This window comes from Bartonella birtlesii IBS 325, assembly GCF_000273375.1.
GTDB lineage: Bacteria > Pseudomonadota > Alphaproteobacteria > Rhizobiales > Rhizobiaceae > Bartonella > Bartonella birtlesii.
On sequence record NZ_CM001557.1, the window covers coordinates 1,670,864 to 1,692,323 of the forward strand.

General features: G+C 41.1%; 16 protein-coding genes. All 16 read right to left on the reverse strand.

Annotated features, from left to right (window positions below):
- Positions 1 to 16: 16 nt before the first annotated feature.
- The 16 genes from ligA to QWU_RS08125 all read right to left on the reverse strand — a co-directional run bounded on the left by ligA (position 17) and on the right by QWU_RS08125 (position 21,450).
- Positions 17 to 2,164 (reverse strand): NAD-dependent DNA ligase LigA, encoded by a 2,148-nt coding sequence (gene ligA / locus QWU_RS08050; RefSeq protein WP_006590246.1) that lies wholly within the window; start codon positions 2,162 to 2,164, stop codon positions 17 to 19.
- Positions 2,165 to 2,294: 130 nt separating this feature from the next.
- Positions 2,295 to 3,956 carry a DNA repair protein RecN gene (gene recN, locus QWU_RS08055; RefSeq protein WP_006590245.1) on the reverse strand — a complete coding sequence of 554 codons (1,662 nt, stop codon included), beginning with the start codon at positions 3,954 to 3,956 and terminating at the stop codon, positions 2,295 to 2,297.
- A gap of 6 nt (positions 3,957 to 3,962) precedes the next feature.
- Complete coding sequence (locus tag QWU_RS08060) at positions 3,963 to 4,856, reverse strand: outer membrane protein assembly factor BamD (protein ID WP_006590244.1); 894 nt, start codon at positions 4,854 to 4,856, stop codon at positions 3,963 to 3,965.
- Between the two features lie 168 nt (positions 4,857 to 5,024).
- Positions 5,025 to 5,897 carry a UDP-3-O-acyl-N-acetylglucosamine deacetylase gene (gene lpxC, locus QWU_RS08065; protein WP_006590243.1) on the reverse strand — a complete coding sequence of 291 codons (873 nt, stop codon included), beginning with the start codon at positions 5,895 to 5,897 and terminating at the stop codon, positions 5,025 to 5,027.
- A gap of 212 nt (positions 5,898 to 6,109) precedes the next feature.
- A complete protein-coding gene (gene ftsZ / locus QWU_RS08070) occupies positions 6,110 to 7,879 on the reverse strand; it encodes a cell division protein FtsZ (RefSeq protein ID WP_006590242.1) in 1,770 nt (589 codons plus the stop codon).
- A gap of 68 nt (positions 7,880 to 7,947) precedes the next feature.
- The gene (gene ftsA, locus QWU_RS08075) at positions 7,948 to 9,249 is read right to left on the reverse strand and encodes a cell division protein FtsA (RefSeq protein WP_006590241.1); all 1,302 of its coding nucleotides are present in this window, start codon (positions 9,247 to 9,249) and stop codon (positions 7,948 to 7,950) included.
- Positions 9,246 to 10,154 carry a cell division protein FtsQ/DivIB gene (locus QWU_RS08080; protein WP_006590240.1) on the reverse strand — a complete coding sequence of 303 codons (909 nt, stop codon included), beginning with the start codon at positions 10,152 to 10,154 and terminating at the stop codon, positions 9,246 to 9,248. Before QWU_RS08080 ends, ftsA begins: the two co-directional genes overlap by 4 nt.
- Positions 10,142 to 11,062 carry a D-alanine--D-alanine ligase gene (locus QWU_RS08085; protein WP_006590239.1) on the reverse strand — a complete coding sequence of 307 codons (921 nt, stop codon included), beginning with the start codon at positions 11,060 to 11,062 and terminating at the stop codon, positions 10,142 to 10,144. Before QWU_RS08085 ends, QWU_RS08080 begins: the two co-directional genes overlap by 13 nt.
- A gap of 241 nt (positions 11,063 to 11,303) precedes the next feature.
- Complete coding sequence (gene murB / locus QWU_RS08090; protein WP_017196563.1) at positions 11,304 to 12,281, reverse strand: UDP-N-acetylmuramate dehydrogenase; 978 nt, start codon at positions 12,279 to 12,281, stop codon at positions 11,304 to 11,306.
- On the reverse strand, positions 12,259 to 13,686 hold the full coding sequence (gene murC, locus QWU_RS08095) for a UDP-N-acetylmuramate--L-alanine ligase (RefSeq protein ID WP_017196564.1): 1,428 nt from the start codon (positions 13,684 to 13,686) through the stop codon (positions 12,259 to 12,261). Before murC ends, murB begins: the two co-directional genes overlap by 23 nt.
- Entirely contained in the window at positions 13,670 to 14,806 is a 1,137-nt protein-coding gene (locus QWU_RS08100) for a UDP-N-acetylglucosamine--N-acetylmuramyl-(pentapeptide) pyrophosphoryl-undecaprenol N-acetylglucosamine transferase (RefSeq protein WP_006590236.1), read from the reverse strand. Before QWU_RS08100 ends, murC begins: the two co-directional genes overlap by 17 nt.
- Positions 14,799 to 15,950, reverse strand: a complete 1,152-nt coding sequence (locus QWU_RS08105) for an FtsW/RodA/SpoVE family cell cycle protein (RefSeq protein WP_017196565.1) — start codon at positions 15,948 to 15,950, stop codon at positions 14,799 to 14,801. The genes QWU_RS08100 and QWU_RS08105 overlap by 8 nt, the downstream gene beginning before the upstream one ends.
- A 132-nt stretch (positions 15,951 to 16,082) precedes the next feature.
- On the reverse strand, positions 16,083 to 17,483 hold the full coding sequence (murD, locus tag QWU_RS08110) for a UDP-N-acetylmuramoyl-L-alanine--D-glutamate ligase (protein ID WP_006590234.1): 1,401 nt from the start codon (positions 17,481 to 17,483) through the stop codon (positions 16,083 to 16,085).
- A 4-nt stretch (positions 17,484 to 17,487) separates the two neighbouring features.
- Entirely contained in the window at positions 17,488 to 18,558 is a 1,071-nt protein-coding gene (mraY, locus tag QWU_RS08115; protein WP_006590233.1) for a phospho-N-acetylmuramoyl-pentapeptide-transferase, read from the reverse strand.
- Between the two features lie 22 nt (positions 18,559 to 18,580).
- Positions 18,581 to 20,002 (reverse strand): UDP-N-acetylmuramoylalanyl-D-glutamyl-2,6-diaminopimelate--D-alanyl-D-alanine ligase, encoded by a 1,422-nt coding sequence (locus QWU_RS08120; protein ID WP_006590232.1) that lies wholly within the window; start codon positions 20,000 to 20,002, stop codon positions 18,581 to 18,583.
- The gene (locus QWU_RS08125; protein WP_006590231.1) at positions 19,999 to 21,450 is read right to left on the reverse strand and encodes a UDP-N-acetylmuramoyl-L-alanyl-D-glutamate--2,6-diaminopimelate ligase; all 1,452 of its coding nucleotides are present in this window, start codon (positions 21,448 to 21,450) and stop codon (positions 19,999 to 20,001) included. Before QWU_RS08125 ends, QWU_RS08120 begins: the two co-directional genes overlap by 4 nt.
- Between the last annotated feature and the right edge of the window lie 10 nt (positions 21,451 to 21,460).

The following is a 21,460-nucleotide window of genomic DNA, read 5'->3' on the forward strand; positions in this document are numbered from 1 at the left end:
AACTTTAAACGTAATGTCACGCAATCAACTGCAGCCAAGTCTCTTCATCTATAACCTCAACACCTAATTCTTGTGCTTTAGCTAACTTCGATCCTGCTCCAATTCCTGCAACAAGAAGATCCGTTTTTTTAGAAAGAGAACCTGAAGTCTTTGCACCTAATCGTTCTGCTAACGCTTTTGCTTCATCGCGTGACATTCGTGTCAAAGTTCCTGTAAAAACAATGATCTTTCCTGCTATTGGTGAAAAATCTGTCATCACGAGTTCTTCATCAAGAGGCATTACTTCATGCAGCAAAACAGACAAAACCTCACGGTTATGCGCTTCTTGATAAAAATCAATAATTGCGCTCCCTACCTGTGGTCCGATCCCTTCGATGCTAGTAAGCTCTATCCAAGCCTCATTACCTTGTTCATTTTCCTTATCACATGGCATAATCGCTGCCATAGCGGCAGTTTCGAAAGCAAAATAATTTTGATAGGCGCGCGCAAGGCGTCGTGCATTAACCTCACCAACATGACGAATTCCTAATGCAAACAAAAAGCGGCTTAAAGGAATTTTTCGGCGCGCATTAATGGCATCATACAGTTTACGAACTGAAACAGTACCAAAACCTTCCATATTTTCTAAACGTGTCAAAGATTTTTCTTGGCGCCGTTGTAAAGTAAAAATATCAGCTGGTGTATGAATACAAAGCGTCTCGTCTTGAGCACGGAAAAAGAACTCCACCTGTTTTTTTCCAAGTCCCTCAATATCAAAGGCATTACGCGAAACAAAGTGACGAATACGCTCAATCGCTTGTGCAGGACAAATAAGCCCCCCTGTGCATCGACGCACAGCTTCACCCACTTCACGAACGGCATGACTCCCACAAGCGGGACATAAGTGAGGAAAAACAAAAGCAGAAGCATTTTTTGGACGCTTTGCAGCAACAATATCAACAATTTGAGGGATCACATCACCAGCACGCTGTACAATCACTGTATCGCCTACACGTATATCACGCCCTTCACGAATTGGCTCTCCTTTATGACCAATTCCCTTAATATAATCCTCATTATGCAAACTTGCATTGGTAATCACCACTCCACCAACGGTAATAGGTGCAAGACGCGCAACAGGGGTTAATGCTCCAGTTCGACCTACTTGAATATCAATGCCTTCCAAAAGCGCCATAGCTTTTTCTGCTGGAAATTTATGCGCAATTGCCCAACGTGGCGAACGAGAAACAAACCCCAAACGCACCTGTAGCATCAAATCATTAACTTTATAAACAATCCCATCAATATCATAACTTAAGGAATGACGAAGCTCTTCGATATCATGATAATATGAAATAATCTCTTTTAATGTCTTAAAAACTTTTGTGAATGGATTGATAATAAAGCCATATTCTCTTAGCTTTTTCATCATCCCTATTTGACTTTCTGCCGGCATTTCACTTACTTCACCCCAAGCATAAGCAAAAAATTTAAGCTTTCTACTTGCGGTTATCCGTGAATCAAGCTGTCGTAGCGAACCTGCTGCAGCATTCCTAGGATTAGCAAAAGCTAATTTTCTCTCTCCCTGTTGATTCATATTAAGCTCTTGGAAATCCTCCCGTCCCATATAAACTTCACCACGAACCTCAAGAATATCAGGAAAATTACCTTGCAATATTTTTGGAATATCAGAAATTGTTCGCGCATTCGCAGTGACATTTTCACCTACATATCCATCACCACGTGTTGCGGCCCGCACAAGTTTTCCTTTCTCATAACGCAAAGATAAAGATAAACCATCAATCTTCGGTTCAGCCGTTATTTCCAAAATTTGTGTTTCTGGAAGTCGTAAAAAACGACGAACGCGCTCAATAAATTCACTGACATCTTCAAAACTAAATGCATTATCAAGAGAAAGCATCGCCTGTACATGAACAGATTTTTCAAATTTTTCAGAAATCGGTGCACCAACTCTATGTGAAGGAGAATCTTCACGAATGAGCTCTGGAAAGAAAGATTCAATTTCTGCATTCCGCCGACGAAGAGCATCATATTCTGCATCAGAAATTTCAGGCTGATCATTAGTATTGTAAAGCAGATCGTGACGTGCAATCTCTTTTGCCAACCACTCCAATTCACTTTCTGCTTCAAGAACAGTTAAGTTTTTAATTGCATCCTTGTTCATAAAATCTATTCCAAATGATAAGCTATGGTCATAAGAATTTCAGTGCCTTATTACGAATAGAATCCAAACGAACACATGCTCCCCAATAATATAATTGATAAGCGATTAAAATATCGCTTATCAATTATATCTATGCAAGAAGCTTCTGAGCCGCTGCACGTGCCTCTTCTGTAATCTGTTCTCCTGCCAACATGCGGGCAATTTCTTCCGCACGCTCATGCTCCTCCATTTTATGAACACCCGTAACAAAGCGACCTTTATCATCACTTTCCATCTTTGAAATAAGAAAATGACTATGTGCTTTAGATGCTACCTGCGGCGCATGCGTAATAGCAAAAACCTGAGTACTTTCTGATAAACGCTGCAGCCGTTGTCCAATGGCAGCAGCAACAGCTCCACCAACCCCCGTATCAATCTCATCAAAGATCAATGTGGGAGCTGAACCACGATCAGACAACACAACCTTTAATGCCAATAAAAAACGAGACAATTCACCGCCAGAAGCCACACTGAGCATTGGTCCTGCTCGTGTACCAGGGTTTGTTCGAACCCAATACTCAATACGATCTATCCCCTCTGCGGTACGCTTTTCAGCATCACTTTGCATTTCAACGATAAATTCTGCTTTTTCCAATTTTAATGCTGGCAACTCAGCCATAACGCTTTCAGACAAACGATTTGCTGCTTCTCGACGCTTTATTGACAGCGCTTGCGCCAATGTATCATAATCTTTCTGTGCTTGCCCTGCCTCATCTTCTAAACGCATTAACGTGCTCTGAGCTTCTTCAAAGCCAGCGAGTTCCGCAGCCATTTTATCATGCAACTGAACCAATTCATCTGCAGAAACGTGATGTTTACGAGCAAATCCCCGAAGAGCAAAAAGGCGCTCTTCTATCTGTTCCAATTCACCTGTATCGAAATCCAATGCCCTCATTGCTGTTTCAATGCCTTCTTGCGCTGTTGCAAGTGCATGCAATGCCTCATCAATGGATTTCACCACAGGTGCAATCAACGCTTGCGCCTCAGAGATTTTCCGTTCTAAACGCCTCACTAAATTGGAAAGAACTGGAATTGGCGATTTTGGCCCCCCTAAAAGATCATCTGCTTCCTTAATATCCGCCGCTATTTTTTCTAATTTCAGCATATCTGCACGACGAAGAGAAAGGGCTTCCTCTTCACCAACTTGAAAATCAAGCTTTTCAAGCTCTTCCACACACGCACGAAGATAATCAGCCTCACGCACAGCATTCTCTACTTTAATACGCTGTTGTTGCAAACGCTCTTCAAACTCACGCCAAATCCGATAGCAGCGACGCAAATTTTCTACTTCATTTTCAAGCCCACCAAAAGCATCTAATAACTGGCGGTGTGTAGCAACATCAACAAGCGCACGGTCATCATGCTGTCCATGAATTTCAACCAACATACGGCCAACACTACGCATCAACGCAACACTAGCCACCTGATCATTGATAAAAACACGACTACGACCATCACTTGATTGCACACGCCGTAAAATAATATCGCCTTCATCATCAAAATCATTCTCACGAATAAGCTGACGCACAGGATGTGAAACAGGTACATCAAAAACAGCCGTCACCTGCCCTTGGGCAGCACCATGACGCACAAGCAAAGCATCACCTCGCCCCCCAAGAGCTAGCGACAAAGCATCAAGGAGAATAGACTTCCCAGCACCCGTTTCACCAGTTAAAACCGATAACCCCGCTGTAAAATGAATATCGAGCGTTTCGATCAAAACAATATTATGAATCGAAAGCTGTACCAGCATATAAAATCAACGTGCCTTATTCTTACCACCACTCAAAGCATGTGAGATCCAAGAAGATTTATGCTCCTGTGGCGATATACTATTTTTTTGCAATAAATTATAAGAAAATTTATACCACTCACTTTTTGGATAATTACGTCCTAAAATAGCTGCTGCTGTTTGCGCTTCTGCAGTTAAACCAAGAGCAAGATTAACCTCTGTCAAACGGAAAAGTGCCTCTTCAACTTGATTTGTATCGGAATATTCCTCAACCACAGTACGAAATCTTCTGCTTGCAGCAAGATAGCGGCGACCTTCCTCATAGTAACGGCCAATCTGCATCTCTTTACCAGCCAGCTGCTCCCGCCCAAAACGTATTTTATCTTTCGCATCCTTGACATATTCAGAATTCGGATAACGCTCTATGAGAAGCTGCATAGCAGCAATAGCACGTTTCGTATCATGTTGATCTCGCGTAACATCAGGAATGCGACGAAAAGAAGAAAGACCAATAATGTAATAGGCATAAGCGGAGTCACTTGCCTCTGGATAAAGAGTAATATAGCGCTGAGCCATATTGATTGAATCATCATATTTGCCGAGTCGATAATTTGTAAAAGCTCCCATCACTAAGGACTTACGCCCCCAATCAGTATAAGCATATTGCTTTTCAATCGTAAGAAACTTTTTTGATGCATCCGCAAGGCGCCCACTATCAAGGCTAGCAAGTGCTTGATTATAGAGAACATCTGGTGGATCCATTTTTAAAACATATGCAGATGGACTAAGGGTATTCTTTTCTTTAAATAAACAACCTGCTAACATGCAAGTGCTTCCTAAAAGCACCACCCCCAATACCTTGCGTACAATATTAGATTTCCTATATGCCATATTTTCAATACATACATGAGATTTTATCATAGTTCTTCCGGCCTCCAGAAAATGTCACCTTGTAGCAAAAATTATTTATTAAAGGTTTTTATACCATATCACTTTAAAATCCACTAACCAATTTAGTAGCTTAGGTCAATCATCCCCTTAAAAATGAAATAGTCTCTTAAGAAAATCTTTTCATTTTTTCTACCCATCCTACAAAAAGCTTTCTTCGTAACATGATTCGTCTGCTAACACAGCTTTCACCAATTGCGAATTAATTTTATGCCCACTACAATAGGAACGAAACAATCCGATAAAAGGTGCTCCAAGCAAAGCGGTATCACCGACCGCATCCAACATTTTATGCCGAACAAATTCATTTTTCCAATAGAGCCCCTCTGAATTCATGATTTTATCATCAACACCAATAATAAGAGAATTTTCTAAAGACGCGCCTATCCCCTTTCCGGAAACCCATAATTTTTCCACGTCTTTGACAAAACCAAAAGTACGTGCGCGCGACAAATCATCTCGAAATCCTTTTGTAGTGAGATCAAAATTAAAATGTTGTTTACCGATAGCAGCAGAGGAAAAAGAGATCGTTATATCAAAACGACGCCCATCAAATGGCAAAAACTCAGCGATTCCACCACCTATTTCAACCCGCAGCGGCTTTTTTATAATGAAATAAGAACGCAAAGCATTCTGCTGTATAATGCCAGCTTCTTCAAAAGCTTGACAATATTGCCAAGCAGAACCATCCAAAATAGGAATCTCATGGCTCGACACTTCAATAATAAGATTGTCCAAATTATAAGCAGCGATTGCAGCCATCAAATGTTCTATTGTTTCAATTCTGAACTCTCCATGCCCAAGCACTGTTGATAATTCAGTCGCTCCTGTTTGCGATGCATGCGCCTGAAATCTCTGCTCTGTTCCATTCAATGCACAACGCTTAAAAACAATACCATGCCCTATCTCAGCTGGGCAGACCTTCACCATAGACAAACACCCACTATGCACACCATAGCCCTTAAATGCCACAGCTTTTTTAAGAGTAGACTGATATTTTTGCACCAACTTCATCACGTCACTTTATTGAATTATTTTTACGCCTTTTAAAAATATTTATAAAGCCATAAAAATGATATACATAGCAAATAATAAACCCGCCTATTACTAAGCGGGTCTATAAAAACAGAGCATTTTTCCCAAAAGGGTAGTATACTCTACTCTAAAAAGTTTTTATACACTATATACAAAGGGATATCCAAATTTCCTCTTTCATTTTTTGCCAATTAATTTGCTTGACGGCGCAAAAACGCTGGTATTTCCAACTGATCTTCTTCACTTATAAAAGTGCGCTGATCTTGCGGCACATGAGGGTGCAACTCACCAGAACGACGCGGAACATACACAGAAGCATCTTGAGGAAGTACCTGAGATTTTTTATTATAACCATGCATTTCTTGCTGCTGAGAAGATTTCACAGCAGGCTCCAACTTAGCTTCTGGCTCAATTTCCTCACGATGTGTTAAACTCTGTTTCAAACGCTGCCAAAGATTGCGAGGTCCCTGCTCGCTAGCCACTAACCTCTCACCTTGACTATGCGCAACAGGAGGAAAATCTTTTAACTCAGGCATACGCATAGGAGAACGCGGCTGCATTTGTTGTGCTTGCCTTTGTTGTACTTGCTTCTCTTTCTGCTGTACAATTCCTGACATCTCATCAAGAACATGCGCCGTTGCTTCCATGCTCACTGGCGCGACCATCGATGCCTGCGAACCACGATTAACTTGCATACGTGGTGCATTTGACATCTGCCCATGCACAACACTTGATCCATAAGGAGAGGCATTGCTATTTCGCGCAACAACATCATCTGCAGGCTGTACAAAAATTTGACTTTTAGGACGGAACTGTTCTCCCGTTGATTTCGCTTTTTCTATTTCAAGCGCTTCTATCACTTCTACCATTGACTCAGAACGCAAAGGAGGTGACTGGACATGAAAAGAACTCTGCGATATCCCAGAATCGCTTTTACGCACCGCAGCTGCAGGTCTTTGTATTTGAGGATGAGAAGGCTGGATCACATCACTTATCTCACGATCAATACCCGTTGCAACCACAGATACGCGAATAACACCTTCTAGTGACTCATCATCAATGGCACCAAAGATAACATTCGCATCCGCATCTACTTCTTCGCGAATACGATTAGCAGCCTCATCCACTTCAAAGAGTGTCATATCACGACCACCCGTAATGGAAATAAGTAAGCCACGAGCACCACGCATAGAAGTATCATCCAACAGTGGATTTGCAATAGCAGCTTCAGCCGCATTCAAAGCACGACCTTCACCAGATGCCTCACCAGTCCCCATCATTGCACGCCCCATTTCATGCATAACAGAACGAACATCAGCAAAATCAAGATTAATGAGGCCCTCTTTAATCATGAGATCCGTAATGGAAGCAACACCAGAATAAAGAACTTGGTCAGCCATAGCAAAAGCATCAGCAAAAGTTGTCTTTTCATCGGCAATACGGAAAAGATTCTGATTAGGAATAACAATTAATGTATCAACAGACTTTTGTAACTCGTCAATACCAGCCTCTGCCGTTTTCATACGACGAGCCCCTTCAAACTGAAATGGTTTTGTTACCACACCAACGGTCAAAATACCTTTCTCACGCGCTGCACGAGCTACCACCGGCGCTGCTCCAGTTCCAGTACCGCCCCCCATACCAGCAGTAATGAAAACCATATGAGAATCTGCCAGATGATCAATAATTTCATCTATACATTCCTCTGCAGCCGCTTGCCCCACTTCTGGCAAAGCGCCAGCACCTAGACCTTCTGTAACAGCTGCACCAAGTTGAATAACACGTTCAGCCTTTGACATAGCCAAAGCCTGTGCATCTGTGTTTGCAACAACAAAATCAACTCCCTGAAGACCAGCATTAATCATATTATTCACGGCATTCCCACCACCACCGCCAACACCAAAAACGGTAATGCGTGGTTTCAATTCCGCGATATCTGGCCGATGCAGATTAATCGTCATTTCCTTTTCCTTCTCATAAGACATCGCAAACCCAAGCGATGCAATTTAACTTCCCTTTATAGACTTACTTAAAAACTCTCACGCAACCACTGACCAACACGCTGAAAATATCCACGCGCGCCCGTCGATAAATGATTTACTACCGCCTGCGTTGTCTTGTCTTCAAAACCGACCAATTGCGGATAAATTAACAAGCCAACAGCAGATGTAAACGCCGCCCCTTTTGCAAGAGAAGGAAGCCTTGAAATTCCTAAAGGCCGCCCTATACGAACATTTCTTCCCAATATAGTACGTGCCATTTCTGGCAATCCTGTTAACTGGCTTGCTCCCCCAGTCAAAATAACACGCTTACCAATAATGTGACCAAAACCAGAACGATTTAAACAATCACGTACCATTTCTAAGATTTCTTCAACACGTGCACGAATAATACGACCAAGAACAGCACGAGGATATTGCGTTTCACGCTGTTCACTCCCAATCTCCGCCACACTAATCATATGTCTCTCATCAGCACTTGAAGGAAGTGCTGAGCCATAGACAACTTTTAAACGTTCTGCCTCAGAAAGAGACATAGAAAATCCACGCGCAACATCAAGAGTCACGTGATGCCCACCAACAGCAAGAGCATCAGCATGAACAAACTTTCCCTCAAAAAATACTGAAAATGTCGTTGTTCCTCCACCAAAATCAATACATGCTGCACCTAAATGTGCTTCCTCATTCATCAAAACAGCAAGACCACTTGCAAAAGGAGTTGCCACCATTGCTTCAACACTCAAATGTGCACGATTAATACATGTTTCTAAATTACGCAAAGATGCAGTTTCCGCTGTTACCACATGCACATCGACACCTAACCATTCCCCTGTCATTCCAAGCGGGTCAGAAATCCCTTTATCTCCATCCAATACATAAGAGACCGGAACAGAGTGCATGACATGACGTTCAGCATCAAAAGCTTTGCGTGAAACTTCTGAAAACGCCACCCGCACATCACGCTTGGTTACTTCACTACCATTCAAACGTACCATGCCATTGATAAGAGCACTTTGTAATCGGCTTGAGGAAAAATTCACAATCACCGAATCCACCACCAAACCAGCCATTTTTTCCGCTGCATCAACAGCCAAGCGTATTGATTGCTCTGCTGCAAACATATCCATCACAACACCAGATTTGATACCGCGAGAACGTTGCACTCCAAAACCTAAAATTTCCATAGAATGTGTACGACCATGTAAATAGTGCGCATGCTTTAAAGGACGCAAACAAGCAATAAGACAAACAATCTTACTTGAGCCAACATCGAGCACTGTCAAAAAACGTGTTTTACGTCCCCCCCCATGATGTGATGTGAATAACATCATGGTTTTCCTGCCTTTCCTGCCTTTAAAATGCGTTCTTCTTCCACAGCAGCACGACGACGTTCTAATGCTTCATCTGTCAAAGAAACAGTAATGCGATCAGCAAGGCGCAAATCAACAGTCAAAATATCACGAGAAAGAAGATTTTGCGCTGTATCTGTCTCAATCAAAGAAGAAATTCTTTCAAGCGCCCCCTGCTCAGGTAACATAACACGGACCCCATTATCCAAAACAAGATCCCAACGCCGATCACCTACACGTACAAACGCACGAACACGACTATACAATTTTGGATATATTGACAGCGCTTGAAAAAACATTTTTGCAGAATTTTGTGCACCCCTCCCAACGATAAGAGGCAGCCCCTGAACAATCCCTCCTTTAAAGGGCACAATAACACGCCCTGTATGATCAACAATATCCATCACACCATCATGTTGCCAAACTGCATAGGGCTCACGCTCCACAACTGAAATACGCACTTTGTTGGGATAAATCTTCTGAATATTAGCTAATTGAACCCAAGCTTGCTTTTCTAAAAGGGAACGCGCCTTATCAACATTAAAAATGAATATAGATGGAGCAGTATCAAGTCTTAATTTTTTTACAATCTCCTGTTTTAGCAAACGTTTATTACCACTGATCTCAACATCAGTAACCACAAAACCAATATCGGATACCGTGGCCTTCATAATCATTGCCATCTGACCACTTGATGAAAGCCCATAAAAAACCGTAACAAAGAAAAACAGTACAACAGCGAAAGAACCCAAATGACGTGGAACATGAACACTAATAAAGAAAAACTCAAATACAAACCGAAGAAAGCGACGATAAAGTCGTGGCAAGACTGGCACTAACGGCACCTCCATCAGAACATTTGTCTTATTAATACTCAACGCATACATGACGCGTCCTCCACCATCCACTGAACAAGATCGCCATAACTACGACCACTCGCTTTTGCAATATCAGGAAAAAGAGAGGTAGATGTCATACCCGGCTGTGTATTAATTTCAAGCCAAACCAATTCTCCTATTTCTTCATCAAAACGAAAATCAGAACGGCTAACACCTCGACAACCTATCGCCTGATGCGCTGCTAAAGACATTCTTTGCACCTTTTGGTAAATATTTGATGAAAGTTTTGCAGGACAAATGTGAAGAGAGCCACCAGTTTTATATTTTGAGTCATAATTATAAAATTGAAAATGCTTATCGGGAAGAACTTCACAAACATCGAGCACTTCATTTCCTAACACAGCACAAGTAAGTTCGCGACCAGGAATATATTTTTCAATCATAACCTCATCTGTATAAACCCACTCATCTCCTACAACATTGCGTAGCGGCGTAGATGCATCGTCTTTTACAATCACAACACCAAAACTTGACCCTTCGCACACGGGCTTAATCACATAAGGAGGCTCCATAGGATGCGATAACCCAATAGCAAAGCGACTCATAACAAAAGAAGGCGCAACAGAAACTCCAACACTTGCAACAATAATTTTTGCGCGCCCTTTATCCATTGCCAGCGCCGACGCCATCACTCCAGAATGAGTATAGGGAATTTTCAAATATTCAAGAATGCCCTGAATACGTCCATCTTCGCCAAATGGCCCATGTAACGCATTAAAAGCGATATCAGGCCGCAATTGTTCAAGAATAGAAGCAATATGACCATCAACATCTATGCGGCTCACGCGATATCCCTGCGCTTCAAGAACATCAGCACAAGCAGTACCTGAAGACAAACTTACAGACCGTTCAGAAGAGAAGCCTCCCATTAAAACAGCTATATGCTTATCTTTCATAACAACTTATCCCCTTATGCATACTATATATAGATCACATAGAAATAACAAACACCATATACGGAAAATACTAAGATTTATCCTTACGAATCAATAACCTAGCGTTTTACATAATGAATCAGACTCAAGCACATGATGCAAGAGTTTCTTTGTTAATTTATTGATTCTTAATGGATTTTTTTCATTATCTCTTTGAAATGACTCAATTTTTTATTTGTACTTTTTTATGTCTCTGAATCAATCAATGAAATGGGTCAAAAGAAGCAACAATACGGCCTTGTTCAAATTGGCCAATGCGTTGTATTTCCCACTGTAAAAGATGAGCTGAATGCGCAAAAACACGCGCACGTACTGTTTCTCCTAACATCTCAAGATCATAGCCTGTTGCTTGCCCCGCATTGATCATAAAATTACAGTGCATTTCGCTCATTTGAGCTCCACCAATCCGCAAACCACGGCATCCTGCTTCATCAATAACACGCCATGCAGATGTATTTTCAGGATTTTTAAAAGTTGATCCACCCGTTTTCTCACGAATAGGCTGCACTGTTTCTCGATGAAGAGCAACTTCATCCATGGCCGCACGAATATTGTCTTTATTTCCTAGATGTCCTTCCAATAAAGCAGCTGTAAAAATAAAATCTTCAGGAACATCACAACGACGATAAGAATAGTGCATATCTTTTAAACTCAAGATATGACGCTGTCCTTGACGATCAAGTGCATAAACCTCAACGACACGCGCAGCTGTTTCAACACCATTAGCCCCCGCATTCATTTTGAGTGCCCCTCCAAGACCACCAGGAATGCCATAATAGAAATGAAAACCTGCAATTTCAGCCTCTAACGCTGCCATCGCTAAATGTTTATCCGCCGCAGCAGCACCAACCAAAAAACACTTCGGAGAAACTTGCTGTATTTTCCCAAAGCTCTTAGCCGAAAGACGAATAACCACACCAGGAATCCCACCATCACGCACCAGAAGATTAGAACCAATCCCCACAATTGTTACAGGAATAGATTCAGGAAGATTTTGTAAAAAAAGAGCTAAGTCTGCTTCATCAGCAGGCTGATAAAAAAGTTCTGCCAGCCCGCCAGTGCGAAACCATGTCACCTTACGCATATTGACATTAGGCATAAGTTTGCCTTTTATTCCGCAAAGCAGCGGTTGCAATCGCGCCAACAGCGCTTCACCATTAATGAGTTGAAAATTTATCATCGCTATCAAGTACCGCTAACTGATGAGGCAATGCACAAGCCCACTGCGTGATATTGCCAGCACCAAGAAAAACAACATAATCACCTGATTTAGCAAACGTAGAGACAATTGAAACAACATCTTCTAAACAATGAATCAAACGTACATCACGGTGCCCTGCCATTTTAATATGCTCTACCAATTCTCTAGCACCAAAACCAGTAATTGGCTCTTCACCAGCTGCATAAACAGGCGTAATCAGCACTGTATCTGCATCATTAAAACAAGCAGCAAACCCATCAAACAAATGATACAAACGTGAATAACGATGTGGTTGTGCAATGGCAATCACGCGTCCTTTTGCACTTTCACGCGCTGCACGTAAAACAGCCTTTATTTCAACAGGATGATGCCCATAATCATCAAATATTTCAACACCATGCCAACTTCCTGTTTGTGTAAAACGTCGTTTTACTCCACCAAATTTTGCTAAACCTTTTTTTATAGACTCATTTGAAATACCAAGTTCATGGGCAATAGCAATCGCCGCCGTCGCATTAGAAACATTGTGCTGACCAGACATTGGCAAGATCAAATTTTTCAACTCAGTCTCTCTCCCCGTCTTGCGTGAACGAATAAAAACATCAAAATGCGTTTTTTGACCATCCATCGAAAGATTAAGAAAACGAACATCCGCTTGTGGATTTGCACCATAAGTAATCACCCAACGATCATCAATACGGCTGGCTAAAGACTGAACCTCTGGATGATCAAGACATAAAACAGCAAAACCATAAAAAGGAACATTCTCTACAAATTTTCGAAAAGCTTGGCGCAAAGCAGAAAAATTCCCGTAATGATCCAAATGCTCAGCATCAATATTGGTAACAACAGCAATATCAGCAGGCAACTTCAAAAATGTCCCATCACTTTCATCGGCTTCAACAACCATCCAATCACCTTCACCCATACGTGCATTTGTACCATAAGCATTAATAATACCGCCATTAATCACCACCGGATCAAAATGACCTGCATCAAGAAGTGCAGCTATCATTGATGTAGTCGTTGTCTTACCGTGCGTACCACCAACAGCAATCGCACGACGAAACCGCATGAGCTCCGCTAGCATTTCTGCACGCCTCACAAGCGGCAAATGCCTTTCTTTTGCAGCAATATATTCAGGATTTGTTTTTTTAATGGCAGTAGAAAAAACAACAACCTCTGCATCCCCTAAATTTTTAGAGCTATGACCTATATAAATGTTAATCCCTTTTCTCCGTAAACGTTCAACATTTGCACTCTCAACTTGATCTGATCCTTGAATTTGATAGCCAAAATTATGAAAAACCTCCGCAATTCCACTCATGCCGATACCACCGATTCCAACAAAATGGATAACACCTATATTAAGCGGCATTTTCATCAAAAAACTCCTTTTTTACATCTGACAATGATCGCCCTGCAATCAACCCTTCAATCATATCAGCAAGACGACTTGTTGCATAAGGTTGTCCAACTTTTTTTGCAGCAAGTGCTTGTTCTCTCAATAAATATGGCGCACAACAAGCTTCTGTTAAGAGAGAAGCAAGTCTTTGTGCGTCTAAATCTTTTTCTGATATAATTTGAGCACCTCCCACAGCAGCAAGTAATGCTGCATTTTTTGCCTGATCATGATCAAGAGCATAAGGATACGGGACAAGCAAAGCAGGTCGACCAATCACGGCAATTTCACAAACAGATGAAGCACCAGCACGGGATAAAATGAAATGAGCCCTCGCCATGCGCTCAGCCATATCATCAAAAAAAGAGGCAACTTCTGCTTTTACACCCATCTGATGATAGGTTTTTATTAACTCTCCAGCTTCACCTCGAACTTGCTGCACAATCCGCAAGCGTTTACGGTTCTCATCATCCAACAAAGCAATCGCTGCTGGAACAATTCGTGAAAAAGCAGAAGCTCCTTGGCTACCACCAAAAACCAAAAAATGAAATGGCTCGTCGCCTATAGAAGGATGATAGGGAATTTCTGCTGCTTTGAGAACAGCCTCACGCACAGGATTTCCAGTCAAAAATGTTTTATGAGCATAACTATTATCTTGCGATAATAAACCACCTGCTATTGCACGCACAAAAGCTGCCAACGCTCGATTGGCACGCCCCATAATAGCATTTTGCTCATGAATAAACGTCACGCGCCGCGTTAAAACAGCAACAATAAGAGGAGGAAAGGTAGGATACCCTCCAAACCCACCAACAAGAACAGGACGAAGCCTATAAAAAAGCATCAACGATTGCCCCATTCCTTTTAACAAAGCCCAAAATGTTTTTATAAGAGCAAAAGGATGGCGTCCTGTAAATGTTGCCGATGAAAGTATATGTGTATGCTCTTCATCAAAGTAGCGTACAAAACATTGAGCCCTTTTATCCGTTGCCAAATGAACATCATATCCACGCTCCTTTAATTCAACAGCAAGCGCTTCTGCAGGAAAAAGATGCCCACCTGTACCACCAGCCACCAAAACAATAACTTTTTTATCAGTCATAGGAAATATCCAAAATAGAAGAAGAAAAAGCTGAAAGGCGGGCTTCTGGCCAGCGACGTGTCAAACTAAGCAAAATTCCCATAGAAAATGCAATCGCCACCATAGAAGAACCACCATAAGAAATAAATGGCAATGTCATACCTTTTGGAGGTATCAAATGAAGATTAACAGCCATATTAATCGCTGATTGAAAACCTATCATCATCGCTATACCAGTAATGCCAAGACGTATAAATGAATCACGTGTATTTGATGCTATATACAAGGAACGTATAACAATAAAACCAAAAAGCATCATAATGAAGAGACAGAGGATAATACCATATTCTTCAGCAGCAACAGAAAACACAAAATCCGTATGGCTATCAGGAATGATACGTTTCACCGTTCCCTCACCCGGTCCTTGCCCAAACCATCCTCCATTCAAAATAGCCTCACGTCCGACGTCTACTTGAAAGGTATCACCTTCACCTGTCAAAAAGCCATTAATACGTTCTCGTACATGATGAAGGGAAAAATAGGCAAAAACAATTCCTGCAATACCTAGCATGACAAAGAGGAAAATAACAGCAAGGGGCACACCAGCAACAAAAAATAGACCACCCCATGTTGCACTTATTAGAATTGTTTGACCAATATCAGGCTGTAGAACAAGGAGCACACAACAAAAAGCATAAAGTACAGTAGCAAGTGTGTAGCCAGGAATCCCCCTACGCCGTATCTGTTCTGAAAAAAGCCAAGCGGACATCACTGCAAAAGCTGGTTTCATAAACTCTGAAGCTTGTATAGAAAAACCAAATAGCGAAATCCATCTCCGTGCTCCCTTTAATTCTGGACCAAAGAATAAGGTCGCTACCATAAGAACAAGCGTTACAATGAGCAAAAGAGCACATAAACGGCGAATATTACGAAGCGAGAAAAAAGAAATGGTTACCATTGTAAAAAATGCCGGAATACTAAAAATAATATGCCAGCGAACAAAATAAAAACTATCAGCAATTCCAATCTTTTTTGCAATGGTAGGACTAGCAGCAAAAGACAGCATAATGCCAATCCCCATTAAAATCAAACAAGCAGCAAAAATAGAACGATCAATTGTCCACCACCAATTCGCAATTGGATCTCTATCTGCACGCGTAGCCATCATATCCACCTTATTTTTTCATAATTCGACGCAGAGTGATATGGTTCCCCTCTCTTCTAGCAAAACACTTCAAAGACTGAATTACACGAAAAAAGATTCTGGAATATTAACATGAAAAAGCTTTTTTAAAATTCATGTTTCTTTTAACTGCATAACCAAAGAAACAAATGCTTCTCCACGCTCTTCAAAATTTTTGAATTGATCATAACTTGCACAAGCAGGTGAAAAAAGCACAACAACTTCTTTTGCTTGGCAACGCATCGCATCAACAAAAGCTTCATGTACCGCATTTTCCAAAGTTAAGCTCATAGAGAAAGGAAAAGAAGAACCAATAACATCCGCAAATTCTTCTGCGGCACTCCCAATTAAGTAAGCTTTATGAATTTTATGAAAAAAAACTCTAAGAGAATCAATCCCACCTTCTTTTGCCTGTCCCCCAACAATCCAAAAAATATCATGAAAAGCAGAAAGTGCAGGAGCTGTTGCATCTGCATTAGTAGCCTTGCTATCATTGATAAACAAAACTGATCCCATTTTATGTACCTGCTGCATACGATGCGCCAACCCTTTATAACTTGCTAAATGCTTGTTCATATATGGACTAGTTATTTTTAAAACCTGCAATGTAGCTAACGCCATAAGAGCATTTTGCGCATTGTGACTACCGCGTAATGCAGGCATCGAGGCAAGATCTGCAAGCATTTGACGCCGTCCTTGACGAACAGAAAAAAGCTTCGCTTCATCCGCGTAGAAACCACTTTCAACAAAATTTTTCTTGGAAACAGCCTCAACAGAATGCCCTTCATCAAGCAATTGTTGATACAAATCCTGACAAACCGCATCATCCACTGAAATAACAGCATGAGCAGCACCAAAAACGAGACGCTTTTTAGCTTGCACATAATGCGCAAAATTGCCATGACGATCAATATGATCAGGTGTTAAATTCAATAAAACTCCGATAGTAGGTTGAAGAGAGGGAGTAAGATCAATTTGAAAAGATGAACATTCAATCACATAAATACGTTTTTTAACAAATGGCTTAAGCGTCAATATTGCTGTTCCAATATTTCCGCCCACCTGCACATCATAACCCATTTGCTCTAATAAATAAGCAAGTAAAACTGTCGTTGTTGACTTCCCATTCGTGCCGGTAATAGCAATAAAAGGAACGTCCCTATCGCAAAAACCATGATGTTGTAAAAAATGGTTGCGTGCCCGAACAAATAACTCAATATCACCGACAATTTCTATATTCGCTTGACGTGCTTTCTCAACAACCCAATGCGGATGAGGATAAGTTAAAGGAACGCCAGGGGCTAAGATCAATGCAACAAACTCAGACCAATTCTCTTGACGAAAATCACTTATTGGAATATCTAGCTGGAATGCTTCTTGTACACTGGAAGGCTTATCATCCCAAGCAACTACTTCCGCACCACCACGCATCAAGGCTTGCGCAGCAGCTAATCCTGACTGTCCTAATCCAAACAAAGCAACTTTCTGACCTTTATAGCATGTAACAGAAATCACTCTTTCACCGCAATTTAAGTGTTGAAAGACCAATAAGAGCAAGAACAATCGAAATAATCCAAAAGCGTATCACGATTTGGCTTTCAGTCCAGCCTTTTTTCTCGAAATGATGGTGTATAGGCGCCATCAAAAATACACGTTTTTTTGTTAATTTGAAATAACCAACCTGGATAACAACAGAAAATCCTTCCAGAACAAAAAGCCCACCAATAAGAGCCAAAACAATTTCATGCTTGGTTGCCACAGCAACAACACCCAAAAGTCCTCCAAGAGCTAACGAACCTGTATCTCCCATAAAAATAGCTGCCGGTGGTGCATTAAACCATAAAAATCCAAGCCCAGCACCAACAACAGCTCCCAATAAAACAGCTAACTCTCCTGTCCCCGATACATAACGAATTTGTAGATAATCAGCAAAATTGATATTACCAGATAGATAAGCAATTAAGGCAAAAGACAAAGCCACAACCATCACAGGAACAATAGCAAGACCATCAAGACCATCCGTCAAATTAACCGCATTACCCGTTGCCACAATCACAAGAGCAGAAAAAGGAAGAAAAAACCAACTCAGATTGATAAAATACTCTTTCACAAAGGGTAAAGCTAATCCAGGCGAACCAACTCGTAAGAGTACAAAAGCAGCAGTTGCTGCAACCAAAAACTCTAAACTTAACCGCGCCTTACCAGAAAATCCTTTATGTGTCTGTTTTGTAACCTTAAGATAGTCATCATAAAAACCAATCGCTCCAAAAGAAAGCATAACAAGCAGTGATACCCAAAAATAAATATTCGATAAATTACACCACAAAAGCGACGATACTACAGTACCGGTTAAAATCATCAATCCACCCATGGTAGGCGTTCCCGCTTTTTTAAAATGTGTCTGAGGACCATCAGCGCGAATGGGTTGTCCTTTTCCTTGCCGCAATTTGAGGGAGGCAATAATGCTAGGACCAAACAAAAACACAATAAGTCCCGATGTAAGCATCGCTGCTATCGTGCGAAAAGTAATATAACGAAAAACATTAACTCCTGGAAGCCAATCACTAAACAAAGATAAAAATAGCATCATGGTATAAAAAAACCTATATAAATTATGGAGAAACCACCTTAAAATGATCAAGCAATGCCCTCACAATATCTGATGAATAAAGACTATTGGACGACTTAACCATAAGAAGATCACCAGCGGAAATTTCTGCAAAAACAAGCGGTAAAATTTTTTCAACATTTTCAGCATAATGAACCTTAACATATGCAGACAGATCAGTGGCTAAAAACCTCATTACCTCACCAAACAAAAAAACGAGATTAGCACCAGAAAGATGCACGGGATTTACTAAATCACGATGAAGCTTTTCACTATAAACGCCTAATTCGAGCATATCACCTAAAATAGCAATTCGCCGACCATTCTTTCCTACTGGCCCTGTAGCAAGCAAATTAAGAGCAGCACGCATAGATGCGGGATTAGCATTATAGCTTTCATCAATTAAATGAAATTCGCCTCCACTTGGCAAAGCCAATCGGTAACGAACACCCCGCCCCTTTTGAAGAGAAAAATGGCTCAAAGAAAGCACAATAGGCTCCAAATCAACACCAATGGCATCACAAACAGCAAGAACAGCTAAACTATTTTGTACACTATGTCGTCCAGGAGCACCGATTTTAATTTCCCTATCTTTCCCCAAAATACATACAACCATAGACGAAGAATCTGTTAAAAGACGTATATTTTTAACCTGATAATCAGAACTTTCATTCTCACCAAAGCTTAAGATTTTTTTCACACCACATTGCTTTGCCTTTTGGACTAAATAAGAGAAAAAATCATTATCAGCATTTAAAAGGGCTACACCTTCATCATCTAATCCTTCAAAAATTTCAGCTTTTGCATCCGCTATTTCTTCAAGATTTTTAAAGAACCCCATATGTGCCGCAGAAATATGTGTAATGAGAACAACATGTGGATGAACCAACTTAACCAGAGGGCGAATTTCATCTTTATGATTCATACCAATTTCAAAGATGCCATAATCACTCTCTGCAGGCATTCGTGCCAAAGTAAGCGGCACACCCCAGTGATTATTTAAAGAAGCAATATTAGCATGAACTTTTCCAATAGTTGCAAGTACTTGTTTGAGAGCTTCTTTGGTCGTTGTTTTTCCCACGGAACCTGTTATTGCGATAATCTTAGCTTTTGAACGCTTACGCGCGGCTTTTGCAAGTTTTTCTAAAGCTTGTAAAGCATCAGGAACAACAATCAATGGAGCGGATATTTTTTCCATTTCAGCCAAACGATCTTCCGCAACGATAAGAACACCTGCACCTCGTTCATAAGCTTGCTGAGCAAAATCATGGCCATCAAGATGATACCCCTTAATACAGAAAAAAATATCACCTGCTTCTAAAGTACGACTATCAATAGAAACCCCAGAAAAATTTTCTGGTATACACCCTACGACAAAGCCATTTACTGCGGCAACAAGTGTTTGTTTATCCCACAAAGCTGTCATCTATTACGTTCCTGCAACGCATCAATTACTTTCAAGCGATCTGAAAAAGGATATGTTTTTTCCCCTATAATTTGACCATCCTCATGACCTTTTCCAGCAATAATAAGTGTATCCCCAGCTTTTAAAAGCCCCACTGCATGAGAAATAGCTTCACCGCGATCTGCTATTTCTATCGCGCTTGGTATTGCTTGTAAAATATCTTCGCGGATTTTTTCTGGCATTTCGGTGCGAGGATTATCATCCGTTACAATAACAATATCAGCCTTATTTTCTGCAATTTTTCCCATCAAAGGCCTTTTGCCTTGATCTCGATCACCTCCGCAACCAAAAACAAGGATTAAACGTCCTTGCGTAAAGGGACGAACAGAAAGTAAGACCTGCTCTAAAGCTTCTGGTTTATGCGCATAGTCTATATAAACAGGAGCATTACTTTCTGTTTTTCCAACCAATTCCAACCGCCCAGGTGCTCCCTGCAAAGTTTCAAGCGAATGAAAAACCTTATCAGGAGAGACTCCTGTCACAATTGCTAATCCCGCTGCTATAAGCGCATTGGTCACTTGAAAATCTCCAGCTAGTGGCAAATCAAATGTATAAATATTGTTTTCAAGACGACATTCAACACACTGTTTCGAACGTTGGTGTTCAATACGATTAATGGTAATAAATTGGCCCTTGCGCCCAATTGTTAAAACACGACGGCGCGCTTTCATAACAATATCAATAACCTTTTGCGAATAAATATCATCGGCAAAAATAAGAGCAGGCGCATCTTGAGGTAAAAGCGTATCAAACAACCTCATTTTAGCACGCAAATAGTCCTCTACGCACGTGTGATAGTCCATATGATCACGCCCTAAATTGGTAAAAGCACCAGCAGTTAAACGTACCCCGTCAAGTCGGCTTTGATCAAGTCCATGCGAAGATGCTTCAAGGGCTGCATGTGTAACTCCTTCATGAGCAATTTCAGAAAGTAAACGTTGCAAGATTACCGGATCAGGTGTTGTAAGAGAACCATAATCATTCCGGTTAGGAGAAACAACACCCACCGTCCCTATACTAGCAGCACATAAACCAACATGATTCCAAATTTGCCGGACAAAAGAGACAACGGATGTTTTACCACTTGTCCCTGTCACAGCCACAACCGTTTCAGGTTGAGAACCGTAAAAACGTGCAGCTGCTCTCGCTAAACTATGACGGACATCACAAACACGTAAAACGGGAACAGGTAAATCTTCAAAAACAACATTATGATCTGTAACAATTGCTTGTGCACCACGCTTTAGTGCATCATTTATATAGTGTCTGCCATCACCTTGATTTCCTCGAACAGCGACAAAAACATAGCCCGGAAAAACTTGCCGAGAATCTGCACTTATTCCTGTTATTTCCATTGAAGAAAGGTTCTCATCTTCAATACATTCTGTAAAAACTTTTCCAAACAACATGATAGCGCAC

What these genes read in the sequence shown, in the direction of transcription:
- ligA (WP_006590246.1), bottom strand. Translation starts at nt 2,164, where the DNA reads ATGAACAAGGATGCAATTAAAAACTTAACTGTTCTTGAAGCAGAAAGT.
- recN (WP_006590245.1), bottom strand. Translation starts at nt 3,956, where the DNA reads ATGCTGGTACAGCTTTCGATTCATAATATTGTTTTGATCGAAACGCTC.
- QWU_RS08060 (WP_006590244.1), bottom strand. Translation starts at nt 4,856, where the DNA reads ATGATAAAATCTCATGTATGTATTGAAAATATGGCATATAGGAAATCT.
- lpxC (WP_006590243.1), bottom strand. Translation starts at nt 5,897, where the DNA reads ATGAAGTTGGTGCAAAAATATCAGTCTACTCTTAAAAAAGCTGTGGCA.
- ftsZ (WP_006590242.1), bottom strand. Translation starts at nt 7,879, where the DNA reads ATGACGATTAATCTGCATCGGCCAGATATCGCGGAATTGAAACCACGC.
- ftsA (WP_006590241.1), bottom strand. Translation starts at nt 9,249, where the DNA reads ATGATGTTATTCACATCACATCATGGGGGGGGACGTAAAACACGTTTT.
- QWU_RS08080 (WP_006590240.1), bottom strand. Translation starts at nt 10,154, where the DNA reads ATGTATGCGTTGAGTATTAATAAGACAAATGTTCTGATGGAGGTGCCG.
- QWU_RS08085 (WP_006590239.1), bottom strand. Translation starts at nt 11,062, where the DNA reads ATGAAAGATAAGCATATAGCTGTTTTAATGGGAGGCTTCTCTTCTGAA.
- murB (WP_017196563.1), bottom strand. Translation starts at nt 12,281, where the DNA reads ATGATAAATTTTCAACTCATTAATGGTGAAGCGCTGTTGGCGCGATTG.
- murC (WP_017196564.1), bottom strand. Translation starts at nt 13,686, where the DNA reads ATGAAAATGCCGCTTAATATAGGTGTTATCCATTTTGTTGGAATCGGT.
- QWU_RS08100 (WP_006590236.1), bottom strand. Translation starts at nt 14,806, where the DNA reads ATGACTGATAAAAAAGTTATTGTTTTGGTGGCTGGTGGTACAGGTGGG.
- QWU_RS08105 (WP_017196565.1), bottom strand. Translation starts at nt 15,950, where the DNA reads ATGGCTACGCGTGCAGATAGAGATCCAATTGCGAATTGGTGGTGGACA.
- mraY (WP_006590233.1), bottom strand. Translation starts at nt 18,558, where the DNA reads ATGATGCTATTTTTATCTTTGTTTAGTGATTGGCTTCCAGGAGTTAAT.
- QWU_RS08120 (WP_006590232.1), bottom strand. Translation starts at nt 20,002, where the DNA reads ATGACAGCTTTGTGGGATAAACAAACACTTGTTGCCGCAGTAAATGGC.
- QWU_RS08125 (WP_006590231.1), bottom strand. Translation starts at nt 21,450, where the DNA reads ATGTTGTTTGGAAAAGTTTTTACAGAATGTATTGAAGATGAGAACCTT.